The organism is Desulfofundulus thermocisternus DSM 10259, assembly GCF_000686645.1.
Taxonomy (GTDB): domain Bacteria; phylum Bacillota; class Desulfotomaculia; order Desulfotomaculales; family Desulfovirgulaceae; genus Desulfofundulus; species Desulfofundulus australicus.
Genome location: NZ_JMLG01000001.1, coordinates 41,213 through 59,952, shown reverse-complemented (window position 1 = coordinate 59,952; position 18,740 = coordinate 41,213). Strand labels below are relative to the sequence as shown.

Sequence of the window (18,740 nt, the reverse complement as noted above, 5' to 3'; positions counted from 1 at the left end):
ATGTAACGGGGTGGGGAAATGCAAATAGCTCAGCGCATTAAAAGTTTGGAGTCGGCTATTTTCAACGAGATGGAACATTATAAGAAGCAGGTGGAGGCCCGGGGAATAAAGGTGATTAATCTAGGTGTAGGCAGCCCGGACCGCCCCCCGGCCCCCCATATTATTGCCGCCCTGCACCGGGCAATTGATAATCCGGCTAACTATCGTTATCCGCTGGAGGGCCTGCCGGCTCTCTACCGGGCGGTGGCCCGCTGGTATCAAAGGCGTTTTGGGGTGGAACTGGATCCGGATCATGAGGTGCTGGTGCTGATGGGTTCTCAGGACGGCCTGGCTCATATTGCCCTGGCTTATATAGATCCCGGGGATATAGCCCTGGTTCCCGATCCAGGCTATCCTATTTATGCGTGCAGTATTCTTCTGGCGGGTGGGGAAATATATCCCATGCCCCTTTTGGCTGAAAATGATTTCCTTCCGGACCTGGCCTCCATACCCGAAGAAGTGGCTGTAAAGGCCAGGCTGATGTGGCTTAACTACCCCAATAACCCTGTAGCCGTTTCGGCCAACCGTAATTTTTTTGAACGGGTAGTTGAATTTGCTCGCCGGTACGACATTCTGGTATGTCACGACATTGCTTATGCCGAGCTGGCTTATGATGGCTTTAAGCCCATGAGTTTTTTAGAAGTACCCGGTGCAAAGGAAGTTGGTGTGGAGTTTTATTCTCTTTCCAAAACCTATAATATGGCCGGTTGCCGCATAGGTTTTGCCGTGGGAAACCGGGATGTGCTGGCAGCCCTGTCTCGCCTTAAGTCCAATATAGATTATGGTGTGTTCAGGGTGGTCCAGGAAGCAGGCATAGCAGCCCTTGAAGGTCCCCAGGATTGTGTAGAAGAGACAGCCCGTACTTACCAGCGTCGGCGAGACGTACTGGTGGACGGGCTGGCCCGGTATGGCTGGCATATGCCCAAACCCAATGCTTCCATGTTTGTCTGGGCTCCCCTGCCCGGCGGTTATACGTCTTCACGGCAGTTTGCGCTGGAATTGCTGGAGCGTGCAGGGGTGCTGGTTATTCCGGGGCTGGCTTTTGGTTCCAGAGGAGAAGGATATGTACGGATGGCGCTGGTCCAGGAGGAGGAAGTGCTGGCTGAGGCTGTGGAGCGTATTGGTAGCGCATTTACTTTCCGGTAGCCTTTCGTCTATTGCCACCAGGGGTAGCATATACTAAAATCAGACCTGCTGCCTGGGGTGGTGGATCAATGGATGTGCTTGAAATGCAAAGGAGAATCCAGGAATTAGAAGAAAAGGTGGAGCAGCTCCGCTTAAGCCGCCGGGTCTTGATGAATTTAATTGAGCGGATGGAAAGGGAAAAGTCCGCCTTCCTGGCCCGGCTGGAAAGAGAGAATAAGCGCCTGCACCGGGCCAATTACCGGTATGCGCGATCTTTATTGCGAAAAAATATCCAGATTCTCGAACTGGAGTCGAGATTAAAAGATTATATGTCCCGTCATCCCGGGAGCTGATTTATGAAACAAATGCCTGTATTAAATTTTAATTTTGGATATGGGAGCGAAGAACATGCGTATTGCTGTGGTGGACGGGCAGGGGGGTGGCATTGGAAAGCATATTATGGAGAGGCTGCGCCGGGAGCTGCCTGAAGACGTGGAGATCCTGGCGCTGGGTACCAATGCTCTGGCTACTTCAATGATGCTTCGCGCCGGTGCCAACGAGGGGGCCACTGGAGAGAATGCAGTAATTTTCAATGCACCCCGGGTAGATCTGATCGTAGGCCCGGTGAGTATTCTTTTCCCCCATGCCATGATGGGGGAGCTGACACCGTCCATGGCCACGGCCATTGCCGCGAGCCCGGCCAAAAAAATCCTGTTACCCCTGGTCCGCGGTTCCGTAGAGCTGGTGGGCCTGCGGGCTGAGCCTCTTCCCCATTTGATTGAAGAACTGGTTCAGCGGGTGAAAGAATACCTGGGGGAAGACAGGCATTAGATGCTGGTGGTAACAGAAATTTAACAGGAATTATCAGGATGTAAAAGGATTTTGAAGTTACTCTGTCGAATAAAGCAAGTAAGGAAAAATTTAAAAAAGTTTTTAACCTGCAGGTGCCCCGTAGGGGAGAATAGGGAATCAGGTGAAAAACCTGAGCGGTCTCCGCCACTGTAACCGGGGAGTAGCCCTGCAATGCCACCGCCAGGGAAGGCGCAGGGCAGGCAATGATCCGGGAGCCAGGATACCTGCCTGCGGGTGCTGTTGGCCCCTTCGCGAGAAAGGGGCAATGGCTTTCAGGGTTAGGGACTGGCCTGGCACAAGTTTCCCCGGTCTTTCAAAGGCTGGGGTTTTTATTTTGAGGGGTGTGGATATGGCTCTGGTATTTGTAATTGGTGGTGCCAGAAGTGGCAAAAGCAGTTTTGCCGAAGAGCTGGCTGCTTCTTGTGGTTCAAGGGTTGTTTATGTAGCTACTGCGTCTGCCCTTGATGAGGAAATGGCCCGGCGGATTCACATTCACCGGCTCCGCCGCCCTGCCAGCTGGGTTACCGTAGAAGAAACCCGCTGCCTGGAAAAAGTAATCAGGCAGTATGAAAACGATGCAGATGCCTTTTTAATTGATTGCGTTACCATGTGGTTGACCAATCTTCTGCTGGATGAAAACCTGCCCTGCTCTGGTGGTGCGCTGGATGACAGGGAGAGCTATATTTTAGAAGAAGCCCGCCAGCTGGCCAGGACGGCGGTGGCTTCCCCGGCCAGGGTGATAATGGTGGCCAATGAGGTCGGGCTGGGCCTTGTCCCGGACAATGCTCTGGGCCGGACATTTCGCGATCTGGCGGGGCGGGTAAATCAGCTCCTGGCCCGGGAGGCAGAAGAAGTGTATCTGGTGGTGGCCGGTTTACCCGTGGAGATCAAGTCCCGCGTGTTTAAAGGAAGGAGGTAATCTACGTATGCAGGCCAGGACAATTATGGTACAGGGAACCGCGTCCCACGTGGGTAAAAGTGTTCTGGTGGCTGCCCTGTGCCGCATCTTCTATCAGGACGGTTATCGTGTGGCCCCTTTTAAATCCCAGAACATGGCCTTGAACTCTTTTGTAACCCGGGACGGAGGTGAAATGGGCCGGGCTCAGGTAGTGCAGGCCGAGGCTGCCGGGATTGAGCCCCATGTGGACATGAATCCTATTTTACTTAAGCCTACGGGGCAGGCGTCCTCTCAGGTAATTGTACTGGGCCGGCCGGTGGGAAATCTTTCCGCCCGGGAGTATCACAATAACTACGCTCAAAAAGCGTGGGACGTTATCTGCCAGGCGCTGGACCGTTTGCGCCGGCGTTACGAAATTGTGGCCATAGAGGGCGCCGGGAGCCCGGCTGAAGTTAACCTTCAAGCAACGGAAATTGTAAACATGCGCGTGGCCCGGATGGCTGAAGCTCCTGTACTGCTGGCTACCGATATAGATAAGGGAGGCGCCCTGGCGGCTGTGGTTGGTACCCTGGAATTGCTTCCGGAAGAGGACCGGCAGCGGGTAGCCGGGATTATTATTAATAAATTTCGCGGTGATTTAAAGCTATTCCAGCCGGCGGTTGATTTTCTGGAAGCAAAGACGGGTGTACCGGTGATAGGGGTGGTTCCCTATTTTGAAGGCTTTCGGGTGCAGGAGGAAGATACGGTATCCGAGGAAAGTCTGCGTAAAAGCCGGTCTTCTACCCGGAGGGATATAGATATTGCTGTTATCCACCTGCCCCATATTTCTAATTTTACCGATTTCGATCCCCTGGAAAATGAACCGGATGTGAACTTGCGCTATATTGGCAGGGGAAGTTCCCTGGGACGGCCCGATTTAATCATAATTCCCGGAAGTAAAAATACCATTGAAGATCTCGTTACCATAAGACGCTGGGGCCTGGCCGGTGAAATTTGCCGTCTGGCCCGGGAGGGAGTGCCGGTAATTGGTATTTGCGGTGGATTCCAGATGCTGGGCAAAGAACTGGCCGATCCCTATCAAACCGAGTCCAGCATTCCCAGAATAGAAGGGTTGGGGTTGCTGGATATTAGCACCACTTTTGAGCCGGAAAAGGTAACAACCCAGGTAGAGGCGACAGTGGCCGGCGGCGGGCCTCTTTTGGCGGATTCCCGGGGTCAAAGGTTAGTGGGTTACGAGATCCATATGGGGCGTACCGTGCTGGGGAGCGATGCCGTACCGGCCTTCCGCATATTCCGGCGGTCGGGAGAAATGGTAGATTGTCCGGACGGGGCGCAGGATAAGGAAGGTCTGGTTTGGGGCACCTATATCCACGGCCTGTTTGACAACGACGTTTTTCGCAGGCATCTTTTGAACGCCCTGAGGGTTAAAAAGGGACTGGCTCCCCTGGAAAAAGGAGGGGTTGGTCATCTGGAACAGCGGGAACGGGATTATGACCGGCTGGCCGCTGTTGTAAGGGGAAGTCTGGATATGGGCAGGATTTACCGTCTCCTCGGTTTGCCGGGACCCAAAAAAGGAAGAGCCCTGGCTGGAGCAGTGTAAAGCAGTCTCCCACAGATTATAGAAGGGGGAGGTAGGCCTGGATAAACCGGGCCGGAGGGTATGTCGGTGGTAATTGCAGCCTATGTTTTGGACTTGCTGGTAGGGGATCCCCCCTGGTTTCCCCACCCGGTTATTTACATCGGCAAATTAATTGCCGCCCTGGAAAAATTTTTTCGCCTTGTTGCCAGGAATCCCTCCGCCCTCCGGTTGGCTGGGGTCTTCCTGGCAGCCACAGTGGTGGGGTTAAGTTATCTGGTTACCAATTTCCTGATTCGCCTGGCTGAACTTGTACACCCGTGGCTGGCCCTGGGAGTAGAAATATGGCTTATTGCCACCACCTTTGCCGTCAGGGGTTTGGCCGGGGCTGCCCGGGATGTTCTCATCCCGCTGTCCCGGGGTGACCTCGAACTGGCTCGCCGAAAGGTAAGCCTTATTGTCGGCAGGGATACCCGGGCGCTGGATGGACGGGGAATTACCAGGGCTACGGTAGAAACGGTGGCAGAAAACATTGTTGATGGTTTTGTATCCCCCCTTTTTTACGCTCTTATTGGCGGGGCTCCCCTGGCCATGGCCTACCGGGCGGTGAATACTCTTGATTCCATGGTGGGGTACAGAAACGAGAAATACAGGGATCTGGGCTGGGCTTCGGCCCGCCTGGATGATATAGCTAATTTTTTGCCTGCGCGCTGGACGGGGTTGTTGCTGGTAGCAGCAGCCTGGCTTACCGGTCGCCGGGCTGGTAGCGCGTGGCGGGTGATTAAAAGTGATGCCCGGTATCATCCCAGCCCCAACAGCGGGATTCCCGAGGCGGCCATGGCTGGTGCCCTGGGGGTTCGTCTCGGCGGGCTGAACTATTATGGGGGACAGGCCTCCTTCCGGGCTTATTTGAATCAACCCGGCCAGCCGCCGGTTACGGACCATATACGCCAGGCTATCGACATGCTGTACCTCACCGCTGCCCTGGCCGTAATAAGTGGTACGGCGGTAAAAATGATTTCGGGTTCTCTTTTTTGAGGGGGTGGGGTATATTTGAACATACCGCGCATTTTAATTGCCGCCACCCATAGCGGTGCCGGTAAAACAACGCTGGCTACGGCTTTAATGGCCGCCTTTACCAGGGCGGGTTATGTTGTCCAGCCTTTCAAGGTGGGGCCGGATTATATTGATCCCGGCTATCATCTAGCAGCTACAGGGCGGGATTCCCGCAACCTGGATACCATCTTTTTGGGACTGGAAGGGGTGCGGGAGGTGTTCGCCCGTGCCGCTCTGGGGGCAGACCTCTGTATAATTGAGGGAGTTATGGGACTTTATGACGGCAGGGGGTCCACCGAGCGGGGCAGTTCGGCGGAGGTAGCCAAAGCTCTTGAGGCTCCGGTCCTGCTAATCCTGGATGCCCGGTCCATGTCCCGGAGCGCAGCCGCTCTAGCCCTTGGCTACCGCATGTTTGATTCCGGGGTGCGGATAGCCGGCATATTGCTTAACCGGGTAGGGAGTCCGCGGCACTACAACATTCTGAAAAAAGTCATAGAAGAACAGGCAGGTGTTCCCGTGCTGGGTTGGATTGGCCACCGTGCGGAGATATCCCTTCCCCACCGGCATCTGGGTCTTTTGCCGGCTATGGAAAAGGATGCCCTGGCGGAACACCTGGATCGGCTGGTGGCGGTCCTGGGGGAGGGAGTGGATCTTTCCCGCTTACTGGAAATAGCACGGGCGGCTCCGCCCCTGCCCCGGATTGGGGAAAAAATTTTTCCTGCTGTGCCCAGGAGCCCGCGGGTTCGTCTGGGGGTAATTAAAGATGCCGCCTTTAATTTTTATTACCAGGACGGGCTTGAGCTCCTGGCCGCCCTGGGTGCAGAAGTGGTTTTTCTCAGCGCCCTTTCTTCCCCGGCTTTGCCGCCGGATCTGGACGGCCTTTATATAGGTGGTGGCTTCCCCGAAATGTTTTTGGAAAAGCTGGCGGCCAACAGGAATTTTATGGAAAGCCTGCGCCGCGCTTTTAACCGGGGTATGCCTGTATACGCGGAGTGCGGAGGCCTGATGTATATATGCCGGAGTATTTATGGTTTTGATGGCCGGGAATATCCCATGGCCGGCTTACTGCCCGGAGTGTGCCGCATGCATACCCGCCGGGTAGCACTGGGATACTGTAAAGCCCGGGTGCTGAACGATAATATTCTGGCTCCAGCGGGCACAGAGCTGGTGGGTCATGAATTTCATTATTCTTCCCTGGAAGACATGCCTGCAGATTTTCCCAGGGCCTATGCCCTCCGCCGGGAAGGAGAAGAGGTGGAGGTACTGGATGGCTATGTCCGCGGCAATTTACTGGCTTCCTACCTGCACCTGCATTTTGCGTCCTGTCCGGAGGCTGCCCGCCGCTTTGTGGAATGCTGTGCAAGATTTAAAAAGAAAAGGGTGGTGGAATGCTGAAAATCCTGGCCATGTCTTTACAATTTCTAACCAGGTTTTACGTCTACCGTGGTGATTTTGATGAAAGAGCCTACGGGCGGGCACCCATGTTTTTCCCCCTGGTGGGCCTTTTTCTGGGCGTGGCCTGGACGGTTCTTTATCTGGCTCTGACGCACTTGTTCCCGCAGCCCGTAACTGCCGCTTTTCTAGTTCTGGGGATGGCCACCCTTAGCGGGGGCCTGCACCTGGACGGATTTATGGATACCATGGATGGAATTTTCAGCGGGCGTTCCAGAGAAAAAATGCTTGAAATAATGCGGGATAGCAGGGTTGGCGCCTTCGGGGTGCTCGGGCTGGTCTGTTTATTGCTGCTAAAATTTGCTCTCCTGTTAAGCCTGCCCCGCGAAGCTTTATTACGCCTGTTACCAATTGTACCGGCCATCAGCCGCTGGGGAATGGTTTACGCCATCGCACGCTTTCCCTATGCCCGCGCCCAGGGTCTTGGCCTGTTTCAGGTTCAATATACCGGAAGCAGGGAGCTGGCCGCGGCCTCTTTCCAGGTTCTGCTGATTGCTTTAACAGGAGGATGGCTGGGGTTGTCCCTGTTATTTGCCTCCCTGGTGCTGGTACACGGGCTCGCCCGCTACTTCACCAGCCGTTTAGGCGGGCTGACCGGAGATACTTACGGAGCTATTAATGAAATTACGGAAGTGTTTTTACTTCTGGCAGCGTATCCATTGAGTAAGTGCCTCCCATTAACATTGCTGTAAACGGGGGTGCAAATGGTGATTTGTAATGATAAAATAGATAAGGGTTACCAGGCCGTTCCTCCCCATGGGGGCAACCTGGTCCGGGCATCCATGGAATATGGTTTTGCGCCGCAGGATTTTCTGGACTTCAGTGCCAATATCAATCCCCTGGGTCCCAGCCCCCGGGTCCTGGAAGCATTGAAAGATAATCTCTGGCAGATATCCCACTATCCGGATCCAGATTGCCGGGAATTGAAGGTGGCCCTGGCAGAACACCTGGGAGTTGATCCTTCCTGTCTTCTGGTAGGAAATGGAGCCAGTGAATTGATTTATCTGCTGGCTCGTGTTTTTCCCTTTCGCCGGGCGCTTATTCCTGCTCCGACCTTCAGCGAATATGCCCTGGCCGTTAGAGCTGCCGGAGGGGAAGTGAAATATGTTTTTCTGGATTCCTCTCGAGGTTTTCCTTTTCCTTTAAAGGAAATTTTAAAGCTATTACCGGAAGTGGATGCTCTTTTTTTATGCAACCCCAATAATCCTACCGGGGGGCTTGTTACCTGCCGGGAACTGGGGTTTTTGCTGGAAACAGCTCTGGCTTGCGGCTCCATGATAATTGTTGATGAGGCATTTATGGATTTTGTCCAGAATCCCGCATCCTTTTCCCTGCTTTGCCAGGCCGGGCGGCATCACCGTTTGATTCTACTCTACTCGTTAACTAAAATCCTGGCCATTCCAGGTCTGCGGCTGGGAGCACTGGTGGCACGGCCCGAAGTGGTCCGCACCCTGGAAAAGGCACGGGATCCCTGGAGTGTTAATGCTCTGGCTCAGGTTGCCGGGGTAGCCGGGTTGCGGGACAGGGCATATCTGGAAGCCACCCGGGAAGTGGTGACCCGGGAGAGGGAATTCCTGTTTCGGGAGCTTTCTTCCCTGCCCGGATGGCGCCCTTTTCCCGGGACGGCCAATTTTTTGCTTGTAGACATAACGAATGCTGGTATTACTGCAGGCGAGCTGACTGGTTTACTGGGTCGCCGGGGTATCCTGGTTCGTAATTGTTCTAATTTCCCCGGTCTGACGGAAGGTTACATCCGGGTTGCCGTGAAGGGGCATGATGAAAATCTGCGTCTTTTAAAAGTACTGGGTGAGGTACTACAGGAGAGGTAAAAGATGAGCTGTCGTATATACCTGGTCAGACACGGCGAGACAGCCTGGAATGCTGAATTCAGGTTTCAGGGACACAGCGACGTTGCTCTTTCCCCGCGGGGAGTGGAGCAGGCCCGGGCTTTGTCCAGGCGTTTAAGTAAAGAGGAATTTTGTGCCTTTTACTCCAGCGATCTCCAGAGAGCCATGAATACGGCGCGTATTCTGGCTGAGCCTCACGGCCTGCCCGTGGTGTCCCTGGAAGCCCTGCGGGAAATTAACTTTGGCTTTTGGGAAGGTCTTACCATGGAAGAGATTCAAGCCCGCTACCCCCGCGAGCTGAAAAAGTGGTGGCACTCTCCCCTGCATACGCGTATTCCCGGAGGAGAAACGCTGGCGGAAGTGGTGGAAAGGGTAACCATTGCGGTACGGGGTATAGTAGAAAAACACCCCGCCGGACAGGTAGTGGTTGTGTGCCATGGGGGCACTATCCGGGCACTGGTAGGTTCGGTTTTGGGCATGGATTTGAATCAATACTGGCGTTTGGGAGTTAATAATGCCTGCCTCTCCATTCTGGAATTTTCCACCTGGGAGAGGGGGATTCTAACCCTGTTCAATGAGTGCAGCCATTTAAAAAAGGAGGGTCTGATTTGACTCCTCCTCAAATTAACTTTTACCGCCGCCTGGGAATTCTCATGCTGTTGTTGCTGGCGGCTTTTTCCTGCCTGGTTGCACGCCTGTTTTTTGTACAAATTATACGGGGAGGACATTTACGTCAGGAAGCAACCAGTATCCGCACACGGGATGTAATTTTGCAACCCTACCGGGGAAATATTTACGACCGCAATCATAACGCCCTGGTAACCAGCATTCCTGCCTATTCCCTTTATGCCCATCCTGATCAAATTAAAAATCCCGGGGAGGTTGCGGGAAAGATCGCAGCTGTTTTAGGTGTCCGGCGCGAGGAAATTTTAAAAAAACTGGATAATAATGCCTCTTTTGTCTGGTTGCAGCATGGTGTGGAACTGGACCTGGTTAAAAAGCTGGAGGGGATTAGTGGCCTGGGCTTTGTTGAAACCAGTACCCGTTCTTACAAGCAGGGTAGCCTGGCCGCGGCTTTGCTGGGATTTGTAGGTGATGATAACCAGGGCCTCAATGGCCTGGAAAAATATTATGATCACGAGCTTCAGGGTATGCCGGGGAAAATGGTGCTGGAAATTGATGCCCGGGGCCGTCAAATTCCCCAGAGCGCGGTGGTGGTGGAGCGTTCAAAGGCGGGAAATAACCTGGTACTTACCCTGGATCAGACCATTCAGTATTACGTAGAGCGGGAGCTGGATAGAATTGAATCCGATTACCAGCCCAAATGGGCGGTTATTCTGGTTATGGATCCTAAAACAGGGGAGATCCTGGCCATGGGCAGCCGTCCCACCTTTGATCCTTCCCGCTGGCGGAAGTTTCCCCGCGAGGTCTGGGAAAAGAATCCGGTCACTCTTTATACCTATGAACCAGGTTCAACTTTTAAAATGATTATTGCGGCCGCAGCCCTGGAGGAAGGAGTGGTACGACCTGCCGACTGGTTTTATGACCCGGGTTATATTGTGGTTAAAGGCCGGCGGATTTATTGCTGGGAACGAAAGGGACACGGGTCAGAATCCTTTGCCCAGGCCGTGGAAAACTCCTGCAACCCGGTTTTCATCCAGGTGGGGCAAAAGCTCGGTAAAGAAAAGTTATATAAGTACGTCCGGGGTTTCGGCTTTGGGGTTCCCACCGGTATTGACCTGCCCGGCGAGGAGGCCGGAGTTATAGTCCCTGAAAATAAGGCGTCAGAGCTGGACCTGGCAACCATGTCTATCGGGCAATCCATAGCTGTCACACCTGTCCAGCTCTTAACCGCTGTTTCAGCTATCGCCAACGGGGGTTATCTTATGCAGCCCCATGTGGTCAGGGCTGTGGAAGATGCTTCTGGAAAAACCATCCGGAAAGTATCTCCCCGGGTAATCCGGCAGGTCATTTCCAGCGAGACCGCCCGGCAGTTATCCGGAATACTGGAAAAAGTTGTTCTGGAAGGGACGGGCAGGAGAGCCCTGGTAGAAGGTTACAGGGTGGCCGGGAAAACAGGTACTGCCCAGGTGCCCGGTCCGGGTGGTTATATGGAGGGGAAGTATGTGGCTTCCTTTGCCGGGTTTGCCCCGGCGGACGATCCCCGTATTGCGGTTCTGGTGGTGGTAGCCGAACCGCGCGGTGGGGAATATCACGGGGGAGAAGTGGCGGCTCCGGCTTTTAGTGCTGTAGTGAGGGATACATTGCGTTACCTGGAGGTTCCGGAAGATCCCGTTCAGAAAAACCGGGAAGTTCCAGCTGGTCAGGATGTACAGATTAAGGTGCCCAATGTGGTCGGTTTCCCGGTTGCCGATGCCATCTGGTTGCTGGAAGAGCGGGGATTCCGGTCCTGGCCACCGGGTAAAACGGGTCTGGTTACTGGCCAGGAGCCACCGGCAGGTAGAAGTGTTCCCCCGGGTACGGTGGTGAGTTTACGTATTGCTACCGGTAATACTCCGGAACAGCTGCTTGTCCCCGATCTGTCCGGACTTACGGTAAAAAAAGCAGGCTCAATCCTGGAAAAACTGGGGTTAAAATTTAAAGCCTCGGGGAGCGGGGTGGCTACCCGGCAACGCCCTGAGGCGGGTAAACGTGTAGCACCGGGAACGACAGTTACGGTGGAATTCAATCCTCCCTGAGGACTGATGTTCGTGTTCGGGTAAGGCCCCATGTGGATGCATTAATTTGGCGGTAATAGTAATTCGGGAGGGAATAGGTAATGAAATGGGGAGAACGGGTTATGGTCCTGCGGGAGAAAGTGCTTGAGGAGCGCCCGCTGATACATCATATTACCAATCTGGTCGTTACCAATATTACTGCCAATATTACCCTGGCTGTTGGAGCATCACCTGTAATGGCTTACGCTCCTGAAGAGGTAGCTGATATGGTGCGCCTGGCCCGGTGCCTGGTATTGAATATGGGAACACTCACAGCAGGTGAGGTGGATGCCATGTTGCTGGCGGGCCGGGCAGCCAACGAGGCGGGTATTCCAGTGGTCTTTGACCCTGTAGGGGCGGGGGCAACACCTTTTCGCACGGAAACCGCGCAGATGCTGGTCAGGGAACTGCAAATCGATATTTTACGGGGTAATGCCTCGGAAATTGCTGCCCTTGGTGGTTTACACGCTAACACCAGAGGCGTGGATGCAGGGGAAATTACCATTCCAGCCGGCCAGCTGGCCAGGAAGGTGGCCAGGGATTTAAAAACTGTAGTAATCGTAACAGGGGCAACAGATTATGTCAGCGATGGGGAACGTTTGCTGGCTGTGGATAATGGTCATGCCATGCTTGCTGCTGTAACGGGTACGGGTTGCTCTGCGACCAGCGTTGTTGCTGCTTTCCGGGCCGTGGAAGATGATGGCGTGACGGCCGGAGCGGCAGCCCTGGCCTGTTACGGCCTGGCAGCGGAGCATGCCGGTGCCGTCACCCGGGGACCGGCGAGCTTTCAGGTTGCCCTGCTTGACGCCCTTTATAACTTGAGAGGGGAAAGGCTATCTTCAGGAGTCAAAATAAGGGAACTATGAAGTCCGGGAATTCTTTTTGTTGTCGCGAACAAGACAAATAAATGGTCGGCGGGTTGACAGAAAATAAGGGCGGATTATGTCACAATAAGTAGTGCACGCAGTGAAAAAACCATATACCTCCTTCTTCCCGATTCCCACTTTTTCAGGTGGGAATTTTTTTTACGGAATATTTTTCTGGTAAACCCGGTATCGCCTGACAGGCGGCTGTGTGGTCACCCGTTGCACCATTTTTAGCACCGCGATATTTCCTTCGTGAATCTGGGATATTTCCACCTGGCTGCCGCGGGGTAAGACGCTGTGACAGTTTTTCAGGAGGAGGGCATCAATTCCCCTCTGCCTGAATTCCGGAACAACAGCCAGAAGGGCCAGTCTGAAAGCAGGTTTTTTATCTATTTTTCCCGGTAAAGGTACGCAGAAGCAAATTCCTGCTGGCTGGTGACCTACCCTGGCCAGCAAGAGAAGGCGGGGGTCAGCTATCCTCTTAAAGTGAGTTAAAATGGCTCGGGTTTCAGAAATGGTCAGGGGAATGTAACCCCAGTTTCGTTCCATGGAACGGTTGAGAATATAGTGAACTGCTTTTACCTGTTCGTAGAATGACATAGAAAAGTTTAAGGGCTGTACCATGACTTCCGGGTGACAGGTGGCCCTGCGGGCTACCCGGTTTATGTTTTCTGGTAGTGTTGTTTCTGTTGACCATTGATAAACCAGGAGGTCAGTGAGTTTTTTGTAACCATAATTCTCCAGGAGTTCTCTGTAATATGGTGGATTGTAAGGTAGCGGGTGACCCGCGAAGGGGGGAGGACCGTTTACCAGCAATCCTACCTGCTGGTTGGTATTTACCAGCACAGGGCCAATTACAATTTCACACTTCTGTTTCCGGAGCCATTCTTCCGCTTTTTCCATCAGGCCCGGGTGATATTTTCCTTCGGTACGGCTTCAAAGGCGCCAATAAACCCCGTTTTTTTCTTCCGGCAAAATTCATCCACTGCACAGGCAATCCGTCCCGCTGGTTTATTGTTTTCATAGGCTATGTATAGAGCCAGGTGAACATGGCTTAAAGCCGGGTTGGTACCGGGATGCAATAAGAGAGATGTTTTTTGCCTGTTGGCAAGAGCAAAAGGGCTGTTCTGGCCGTATATTCTATCCACCAGATTAAGGAATGTAAAAAACTCTGACCTTCTCTGAACACGAACTATTTTTAAAAACACTTTATGTCCCGCCCTCCTTTTTCTTTAGAATATGCGAGGGCGGGAAAAAAGGAGAAGGAGATTCCCCTGAAAAAGGGAATCAGGTAATAGTAGCAGTATTATAAGATATAGTGGTAGTGATTGGAGGTATTAGTGTAGTGTTATTTCGAAATTTACCCGGCCCGGTTAAACTTGCTCTGGCTATTTTGGCCTGGGCACTGATTTTATGGATCTTTACCCTTGGTTACCCTGCTTTCCGTCCCCTGGCGAGGTTAATTTTTGGAGTATTGATATTGCCCTGTGCTCTAGTGGAATGGTTGAAAATGAAAGGGCTGGTGCAGGGAAGGGCAACAATTGTTTTGCGTATAGCGTTAATTGCTCTGGCCATGGTTATCTGGTTGCTTGCCGGAAGCCAGCTAAAACTTGATTAGATTTCCGGCAAGAAGGCCGAGACCAAAAGCAACAACGCTGCTGGCCAGGACCCAGAGCAATTCTCTTTTCACTCGCCTGATGAGGTGTTCAATGGATTCCCCCTGGGCTGTTTCTACGGAACCGGGTTTATTTTTTTCTCTGGTCATCTTGGAACCTCGCTTTCTTTTCTGGTTGATACTTTTGGGATGATTCAGGGCATACAATGTTTTATGGCCAGCTGACGGGTATGGTCACCTTATTTTCAATACTGCCGTCCCTGGCATTGATGGAATAGACTTCCAGCGTCCCTTTGCCATCCTGGGGGGGCTTAAAGCTGAGCCGCATCTCAAAATCTCCCCGCTCGGGAGCAGCCCTGGTGGCGGTTGTATAAGCGCTGGCCAGAACCCGGCCCTGGCTGTCCAGCAACCTGGCGTTAACCGTTCCTTCGTAAACTCTGGCGCTTCCTTTAACCAGCAGGGGCACTCCTATTACCTGATCCGGTGTGGGGTGAGTAACCCATATAGCAGGCTCATAAACCCTGGATAAATCCCTGCGAAATGGCTGGTCATATAAGCCTACGTGGCCCCACCAGTCCAGAGTGCGTTCATCCACCTTCCCTTCTACCTGGAAGGATACCTGGCGAATTTCCGGGAACTCGGTTAAGGTATTAACCACACTTTGGATGGCCAGGGCTTCCCCTTCAGCACCTGTACCGGGCTGTTCCAGTACCTCCCTGGAAAAATTGACTGTGGCCAGACCGTCCTTCACTGATACGTCAAGGACTCTGGTTCCGGCAGGTAAGATGCGCATGGCTCCTGGCGTGGATGGTTCCCCGGAAATTAATTCTTCTACCGCTTTTAGAGCCGGCTTATCCGTTTGCGGTATTTTGTGAATTTCCCGGACCAGATAGCTCTCCTGGTCATTGGATTTTACATAATAAACAGCGACGTATAAAGGTTGGGGTGGGGAAGGATCCGGTGATTGGTTGGCTGGTGCCTGCTGCCCGGTCCAGGAACATCCCGATGCCAGAAGCAGTGCAAGGAAAAGGTTTAAAATCAGCACCGGAACCCTCCACCTGGATTTCCTGCCTGTAACCATGGACATACCCCACTTCCTGTCATTGATAATTTTATCCTTAGTATATCATTCAAAGGCGTTCCCTGTCACCCTTAATCGCCAGGTCATACCTTTAGCGAAAAAGCTTGCCGTGGAAAAATAAATAAAACAGCCGGCTCCCCGGTAATGCAGGGTGCCGGCATTTATTTACTGGCGCATCTAGTGGGTTCTGCCACTGGCTTTTTCTTCAACCTTTTCCATGACTTGCTCTACTGGCCCGGCAAAAATGGCTGCCAGAACACCTATACCCAGAACTATAGCCACGCCTGCATAAAAAATCGACCAGTCAAACATTTTATTTCCGCCCCCTGTAATTTCATCCCCTGTTCTTTACTAAAAATGTATCACCGGTGTGGGAAGAAGTCAACCAGTCCGGCCAAACATTTGCTGGTACTGTTCCATGGTCATTAAAATGGCCCGGGGTTTGCTGCCTTCAAATTTACCCACAATACCCCGTTGTTCCATAATATCGATTAAACGGGCAGCGCGGGCATATCCTATATGCAATCTTCTCTGCAGCATGGATATGGATGCACTGCCGTTTTCAATAAGTATTTTTACTGCCTGTGGTAAGAGTTCGTCTTCTTCTTCCTCCCCGGGTTTATCTTCCTCCACCGGTGGTTCTTCCATTACCTGCTGGTTGTAAACCGGCTGGGCCTGTTCCTTCAAGAAGGAGGCCAGATTTTCCACTTCCTGATCCGACAGGTAGGCTCCCTGTACGCGCATGGGCTTTGGAGCACCCACGGGGAAGAAGAGCATATCCCCTTTACCCAGCAGTTTTTCTGCTCCTCCCATGTCCAGGATGGTTCGGGAGTCCATCTGGGAGGAAACGGCAAAGGAGATGCGGGAGGGAATATTAGCTTTAATCAGGCCGGTAATTACATCCACCGAGGGACGCTGGGTAGCTACCACCAGGTGAAGCCCCGCTGCGCGGGCCATCTGGGCCAGCCGGCAGATGGAATCCTCCACATCGGCCGGGGCAACCATCATCAGGTCAGCCAGCTCGTCAATAATGATTACTACATAGGGAAGGGGACCTTCCTCCCGGGTTTTGGCAGGCGTTGTTTCACCAGCGCTTGCTTCGTTCTCTGTCGTTTGAAATAGTTCGTTGTAACGTTTGATGTCCCTGACCCCCAGGCCAGCAAAAAGTTCATAGCGTCGTTCCATTTCCTTTACTGCCCAGCGTAAAACTCCGGCAGCTTTCTTGGCATCGGTAACGACGGGTGCTACCAGATGGGGAATACCGTTGTAAGTGGTTAATTCCACCATTTTGGGGTCTATCATTAGAAATTTAACTTCATCCGGGGTGGCCTTAAATAAAATGCTGGCAATTAAAGTATTGATACACACGCTTTTCCCCGAACCCGTAGCCCCGGCCACCAGCAGGTGGGGCATTTTACCAAGATCTGCAATGACGGGAGCGCCGGCTATATCGCGGCCCAGAACAACGGTTAGCCGCGAAGATCTTTCTTTAAATTCCCTGCTTTCAAGAAGCTCCCTTAAATGTACGGTAGCTATTTCCCGGTTTGGTACCTCAATGCCCACAGCCGCTTTCCCCGGGATAGGTGCCTCAATGCGTACACCGGGAGCAGCCATGGCCAGGGCTATATCATCGGCCAGCCCCATAATGCGGCTTACTTTTATGCCTGCCGGAGGTTGAATTTCGTACCTGGTGATGGCCGGGCCTATAGATACATGGGTTACCTGTGCCTGGATGTTGAAACTGGCCAGGGTTTCTTCAAGAATCCGCTTTTTCTCGGCAATTTCCCTCTCCAGCAGAGAGTTATCCCTGACCAGGGGTTTGGTTAAAAGGGCAGTGGAGGGCAGGCGATAGGGGCGACCGTCGGCAAGGGCGCGGGTAGCCACTTCCTTGACTTCCTTCTCTATTGATGCTATTTCTTCCTGCTCCCGGGTGTTATTTCTGCGTCTTTCCTTTTGCCTGTGGCTCGAAAGATCCTGACGTTCCTGTGTCTCCGTAGTACGGGTTCCTCTCTGGAGTTGCGCCGGTGGCAGGGAAGGAGTTGTTTTTTCAGGTATTACCGGTTCCGGGACTTCTTCAAAAAGAAAGTCAGATAAACGCTTCCCCGCGTCCTTTATAGCCTCACGTATAATCTTAATCGCAGTGCCCGTGAGTTTGGCCAGGGACTGGCCGGTTAGAAGGATAAGACCCGTTATCGTAAGAAACCCCAGTAAAATATAGCTTCCGGCAGTGCCGAAACAGAGATAAAGAAAATAGCTCAAAACTGCCCCCACTATTCCGCCGCCCTGCCCCTCCCGGGCAGCACTGAAAAACTTATCCGGGGGTATAAACAGGTGTACAAAGGTAAGGGTGCTGAGCAGCAGGATTAACAGGCCCCAGACCCGGGAATTGAAGCTACCTAGTTTTTTTTCGAGTAAAACTTTAACCCCAAAACAAAAGAGAATTACGGGCAATAAATAGCGACCGTTTCCGGCGGTAATTGTCAGACCCCTGGCTAAAAAGTGCCCTATCGTTCCTGCCGCCGGGGTCAGCAGGCTGGCCATGCCCAGCAGGGCCAGGGTAATTATGGCCAGCCCGTAAAGCTCGAATTTTAGCTCCTCCAACCGGTGTTTGGCCACGGGTTCCCCTCCTTGCAAGTTAAAACGACCGGTTGTGACAAGAGATGCCCAATCTCATCATATCTTGAGCTTACCATAAAGTGGACAAAGAGGCAAGTTTACCTTGTTGCCGGCCGGGGGAGTCAAAAAAAGTTATTGTTCATGGGGCCGGTGCTTCACCTCAGGGATTTGCCGGTTCCGGCTTTATTACGCCCGTACCATATCCCTGCCAGGGCAAGTATAATCAGCAGGAGGCTCACCAGCTGGGCTACCCGAACAGGTCCCAGCATAAGGCTGTCGGTACGCAAACCTTCGATAAAGAAGCGTCCGGCCGAGTAAAGGCCCAGATATAAAAGCGCCACTTCCCCGGTGAAGCGTTTTCTGGGCCAGTACCACGTTAAAAAAGTAAACACTGCCAAATTCCACAGGGATTCATATAAAAAGGTGGGATGATAATACTGGCCTTCAATGAACATTTGCCGGCGGATGAATTCAGGAAAATGAGCCATAAACTCCGGGGATACAGGGCCACCGTGTGCTTCCTGATTGATAAAATTACCCCACCGGCCAATGGCCTGGCCCAGGATAATACTGGGAGCCAGGATGTCGGCCAGCAATGGAACAGAGAGTTTATGTCTCCGGGCATACCATATTCCTGCCAGTGTACCTCCGAGCAGGCCGCCGTGGATGGCAAGCCCGCCATGCCAGATGGCCAGCGCTTCCCAGGGATTATGCTGATAGCTTGGCCATTCAAAAAAAACATAATATGCCCGTGCGCCAATAATGGCTGCCGGTATAATCAGGGTTACCATGTTTAAGATGTGGTTGGGATCTACTCTGTTTTGCTCTGCCCGGCGTAAAGCTAAATAAATGCCGGTTAAAAAAGCGGTGGCCATAATAATGCCGTACCACCGAATTTGTAAAGGGCCAATCTGAAAGGCTACGGGATCGATCATTTAAATCACCTTCCAAACATGCATTGATACAATTGTTATTATAAAACAACCCGCTTATTTTTCTC

At 52.7% G+C, this 18,740-nt stretch carries 20 protein-coding genes and 1 riboswitch; of the genes, 13 read left to right on the top strand and 7 right to left on the bottom strand.

Translation table 11 applies throughout. From position 1 onward, the window contains the following. Positions 1-18 precede the first annotated feature (18 nt). The 12 genes from BR83_RS0100320 to thiM all read left to right on the top strand — a co-directional run bounded on the left by BR83_RS0100320 (position 19) and on the right by thiM (position 12,428). A complete protein-coding gene (locus BR83_RS0100320) occupies positions 19-1,185 on the top strand; it encodes an LL-diaminopimelate aminotransferase (RefSeq protein ID WP_027355399.1) in 1,167 nt (388 codons plus the stop codon). 68 nt (positions 1,186-1,253) lie between these two features. Further along, complete coding sequence (locus BR83_RS0100315) at positions 1,254-1,517, top strand: hypothetical protein (protein WP_027355398.1); 264 nt, start codon at positions 1,254-1,256, stop codon at positions 1,515-1,517. A 55-nt stretch (positions 1,518-1,572) separates the two neighbouring features. Beyond that, a complete protein-coding gene (locus BR83_RS0100310; RefSeq protein WP_027355397.1) occupies positions 1,573-1,995 on the top strand; it encodes a DUF3842 family protein in 423 nt (140 codons plus the stop codon). A 94-nt stretch (positions 1,996-2,089) separates the two neighbouring features. Next, a riboswitch (cobalamin riboswitch) is annotated at positions 2,090-2,262 on the top strand. A 103-nt stretch (positions 2,263-2,365) separates the two neighbouring features. Next, the gene (cobU, locus tag BR83_RS0100305; protein WP_027355396.1) at positions 2,366-2,935 is read left to right on the top strand and encodes a bifunctional adenosylcobinamide kinase/adenosylcobinamide-phosphate guanylyltransferase; all 570 of its coding nucleotides are present in this window, start codon (positions 2,366-2,368) and stop codon (positions 2,933-2,935) included. 7 nt (positions 2,936-2,942) lie between these two features. Further along, complete coding sequence (locus tag BR83_RS0100300) at positions 2,943-4,514, top strand: cobyric acid synthase (protein WP_027355395.1); 1,572 nt, start codon at positions 2,943-2,945, stop codon at positions 4,512-4,514. Positions 4,515-4,574: 60 nt separating this feature from the next. Next, positions 4,575-5,528, top strand: coding sequence for an adenosylcobinamide-phosphate synthase CbiB (cbiB, locus tag BR83_RS0100295; protein WP_027355394.1), 954 nt, complete (start codon positions 4,575-4,577; stop codon positions 5,526-5,528). Positions 5,529-5,543: 15 nt separating this feature from the next. Next, positions 5,544-6,941, top strand: a complete 1,398-nt coding sequence (locus tag BR83_RS0100290) for a cobyrinate a,c-diamide synthase (protein WP_027355393.1) — start codon at positions 5,544-5,546, stop codon at positions 6,939-6,941. Next, positions 6,935-7,690, top strand: coding sequence for an adenosylcobinamide-GDP ribazoletransferase (gene cobS / locus BR83_RS0100285; protein ID WP_027355392.1), 756 nt, complete (start codon positions 6,935-6,937; stop codon positions 7,688-7,690). Before BR83_RS0100290 ends, cobS begins: the two co-directional genes overlap by 7 nt. Positions 7,691-7,702: 12 nt before the next feature. Beyond that, positions 7,703-8,827: a threonine-phosphate decarboxylase CobD gene (cobD, locus tag BR83_RS0100280; RefSeq protein ID WP_051617700.1), complete on the top strand. Its 1,125-nt coding sequence runs from the start codon at positions 7,703-7,705 to the stop codon at positions 8,825-8,827. Between the two features lie 3 nt (positions 8,828-8,830). Then, positions 8,831-9,457: an alpha-ribazole phosphatase gene (gene cobC, locus BR83_RS0100275; protein WP_027355390.1), complete on the top strand. Its 627-nt coding sequence runs from the start codon at positions 8,831-8,833 to the stop codon at positions 9,455-9,457. Further along, positions 9,454-11,544, top strand: coding sequence for a PASTA domain-containing penicillin-binding protein (locus tag BR83_RS0100270; protein ID WP_034634152.1), 2,091 nt, complete (start codon positions 9,454-9,456; stop codon positions 11,542-11,544). The genes cobC and BR83_RS0100270 overlap by 4 nt, the downstream gene beginning before the upstream one ends. 80 nt (positions 11,545-11,624) lie before the next feature. After that, on the top strand, positions 11,625-12,428 hold the full coding sequence (thiM, locus tag BR83_RS0100265) for a hydroxyethylthiazole kinase (RefSeq protein ID WP_027355388.1): 804 nt from the start codon (positions 11,625-11,627) through the stop codon (positions 12,426-12,428). Between the two features lie 159 nt (positions 12,429-12,587). Here the strand turns inward: thiM and BR83_RS0100260 are convergent, their stop codons facing one another. Together BR83_RS0100260 and BR83_RS0100255 are read right to left on the bottom strand one after the other, a co-directional pair. After that, entirely contained in the window at positions 12,588-13,331 is a 744-nt protein-coding gene (locus BR83_RS0100260) for a hypothetical protein (protein WP_027355387.1), read from the bottom strand. Beyond that, complete coding sequence (locus BR83_RS0100255) at positions 13,331-13,636, bottom strand: hypothetical protein (RefSeq protein ID WP_027355386.1); 306 nt, start codon at positions 13,634-13,636, stop codon at positions 13,331-13,333. Before BR83_RS0100255 ends, BR83_RS0100260 begins: the two co-directional genes overlap by 1 nt. A 137-nt stretch (positions 13,637-13,773) precedes the next feature. Between BR83_RS0100255 and BR83_RS0100250 the strand changes: the two genes are divergently transcribed. Further along, complete coding sequence (locus tag BR83_RS0100250; protein WP_027355385.1) at positions 13,774-14,046, top strand: hypothetical protein; 273 nt, start codon at positions 13,774-13,776, stop codon at positions 14,044-14,046. On the opposite strand, the gene BR83_RS0100245 is transcribed toward BR83_RS0100250, so the two are convergent. The 5 genes from BR83_RS0100245 to lgt form a co-directional block, all read right to left on the bottom strand. Next, entirely contained in the window at positions 14,032-14,193 is a 162-nt protein-coding gene (locus tag BR83_RS0100245) for a hypothetical protein (protein WP_157832934.1), read from the bottom strand. The genes BR83_RS0100250 and BR83_RS0100245 overlap by 15 nt on opposite strands. 61 nt (positions 14,194-14,254) lie before the next feature. Further along, positions 14,255-15,130 carry a Gmad2 immunoglobulin-like domain-containing protein gene (locus BR83_RS0100240; RefSeq protein ID WP_242839591.1) on the bottom strand — a complete coding sequence of 292 codons (876 nt, stop codon included), beginning with the start codon at positions 15,128-15,130 and terminating at the stop codon, positions 14,255-14,257. Positions 15,131-15,301: 171 nt separating this feature from the next. Next, complete coding sequence (locus BR83_RS17710) at positions 15,302-15,436, bottom strand: hypothetical protein (RefSeq protein ID WP_278244178.1); 135 nt, start codon at positions 15,434-15,436, stop codon at positions 15,302-15,304. A gap of 69 nt (positions 15,437-15,505) precedes the next feature. Then, the gene (locus BR83_RS0100230; RefSeq protein ID WP_027355382.1) at positions 15,506-17,740 is read right to left on the bottom strand and encodes an FtsK/SpoIIIE family DNA translocase; all 2,235 of its coding nucleotides are present in this window, start codon (positions 17,738-17,740) and stop codon (positions 15,506-15,508) included. Between the two features lie 155 nt (positions 17,741-17,895). After that, a complete protein-coding gene (gene lgt / locus BR83_RS0100225) occupies positions 17,896-18,675 on the bottom strand; it encodes a prolipoprotein diacylglyceryl transferase (protein ID WP_027355381.1) in 780 nt (259 codons plus the stop codon). Positions 18,676-18,740: the final 65 nt, after the last annotated feature.

What these genes read in the sequence shown, in the direction of transcription:
- BR83_RS0100320 (WP_027355399.1), top strand. Translation starts at nt 19, where the DNA reads ATGCAAATAGCTCAGCGCATTAAAAGTTTGGAGTCGGCTATTTTCAAC.
- BR83_RS0100315 (WP_027355398.1), top strand. Translation starts at nt 1,254, where the DNA reads ATGGATGTGCTTGAAATGCAAAGGAGAATCCAGGAATTAGAAGAAAAG.
- BR83_RS0100310 (WP_027355397.1), top strand. Translation starts at nt 1,573, where the DNA reads ATGCGTATTGCTGTGGTGGACGGGCAGGGGGGTGGCATTGGAAAGCAT.
- cobU (WP_027355396.1), top strand. Translation starts at nt 2,366, where the DNA reads ATGGCTCTGGTATTTGTAATTGGTGGTGCCAGAAGTGGCAAAAGCAGT.
- BR83_RS0100300 (WP_027355395.1), top strand. Translation starts at nt 2,943, where the DNA reads ATGCAGGCCAGGACAATTATGGTACAGGGAACCGCGTCCCACGTGGGT.
- cbiB (WP_027355394.1), top strand. Translation starts at nt 4,575, where the DNA reads ATGTCGGTGGTAATTGCAGCCTATGTTTTGGACTTGCTGGTAGGGGAT.
- cobS (WP_027355392.1), top strand. Translation starts at nt 6,935, where the DNA reads ATGCTGAAAATCCTGGCCATGTCTTTACAATTTCTAACCAGGTTTTAC.
- cobD (WP_051617700.1), top strand. Translation starts at nt 7,703, where the DNA reads ATGGTGATTTGTAATGATAAAATAGATAAGGGTTACCAGGCCGTTCCT.
- cobC (WP_027355390.1), top strand. Translation starts at nt 8,831, where the DNA reads ATGAGCTGTCGTATATACCTGGTCAGACACGGCGAGACAGCCTGGAAT.
- thiM (WP_027355388.1), top strand. Translation starts at nt 11,625, where the DNA reads ATGAAATGGGGAGAACGGGTTATGGTCCTGCGGGAGAAAGTGCTTGAG.
- BR83_RS0100260 (WP_027355387.1), bottom strand. Translation starts at nt 13,331, where the DNA reads ATGGAAAAAGCGGAAGAATGGCTCCGGAAACAGAAGTGTGAAATTGTA.
- BR83_RS0100245 (WP_157832934.1), bottom strand. Translation starts at nt 14,193, where the DNA reads ATGACCAGAGAAAAAAATAAACCCGGTTCCGTAGAAACAGCCCAGGGG.
- BR83_RS0100240 (WP_242839591.1), bottom strand. Translation starts at nt 15,130, where the DNA reads ATGTCCATGGTTACAGGCAGGAAATCCAGGTGGAGGGTTCCGGTGCTG.
- BR83_RS17710 (WP_278244178.1), bottom strand. Translation starts at nt 15,436, where the DNA reads ATGTTTGACTGGTCGATTTTTTATGCAGGCGTGGCTATAGTTCTGGGT.
- lgt (WP_027355381.1), bottom strand. Translation starts at nt 18,675, where the DNA reads ATGATCGATCCCGTAGCCTTTCAGATTGGCCCTTTACAAATTCGGTGG.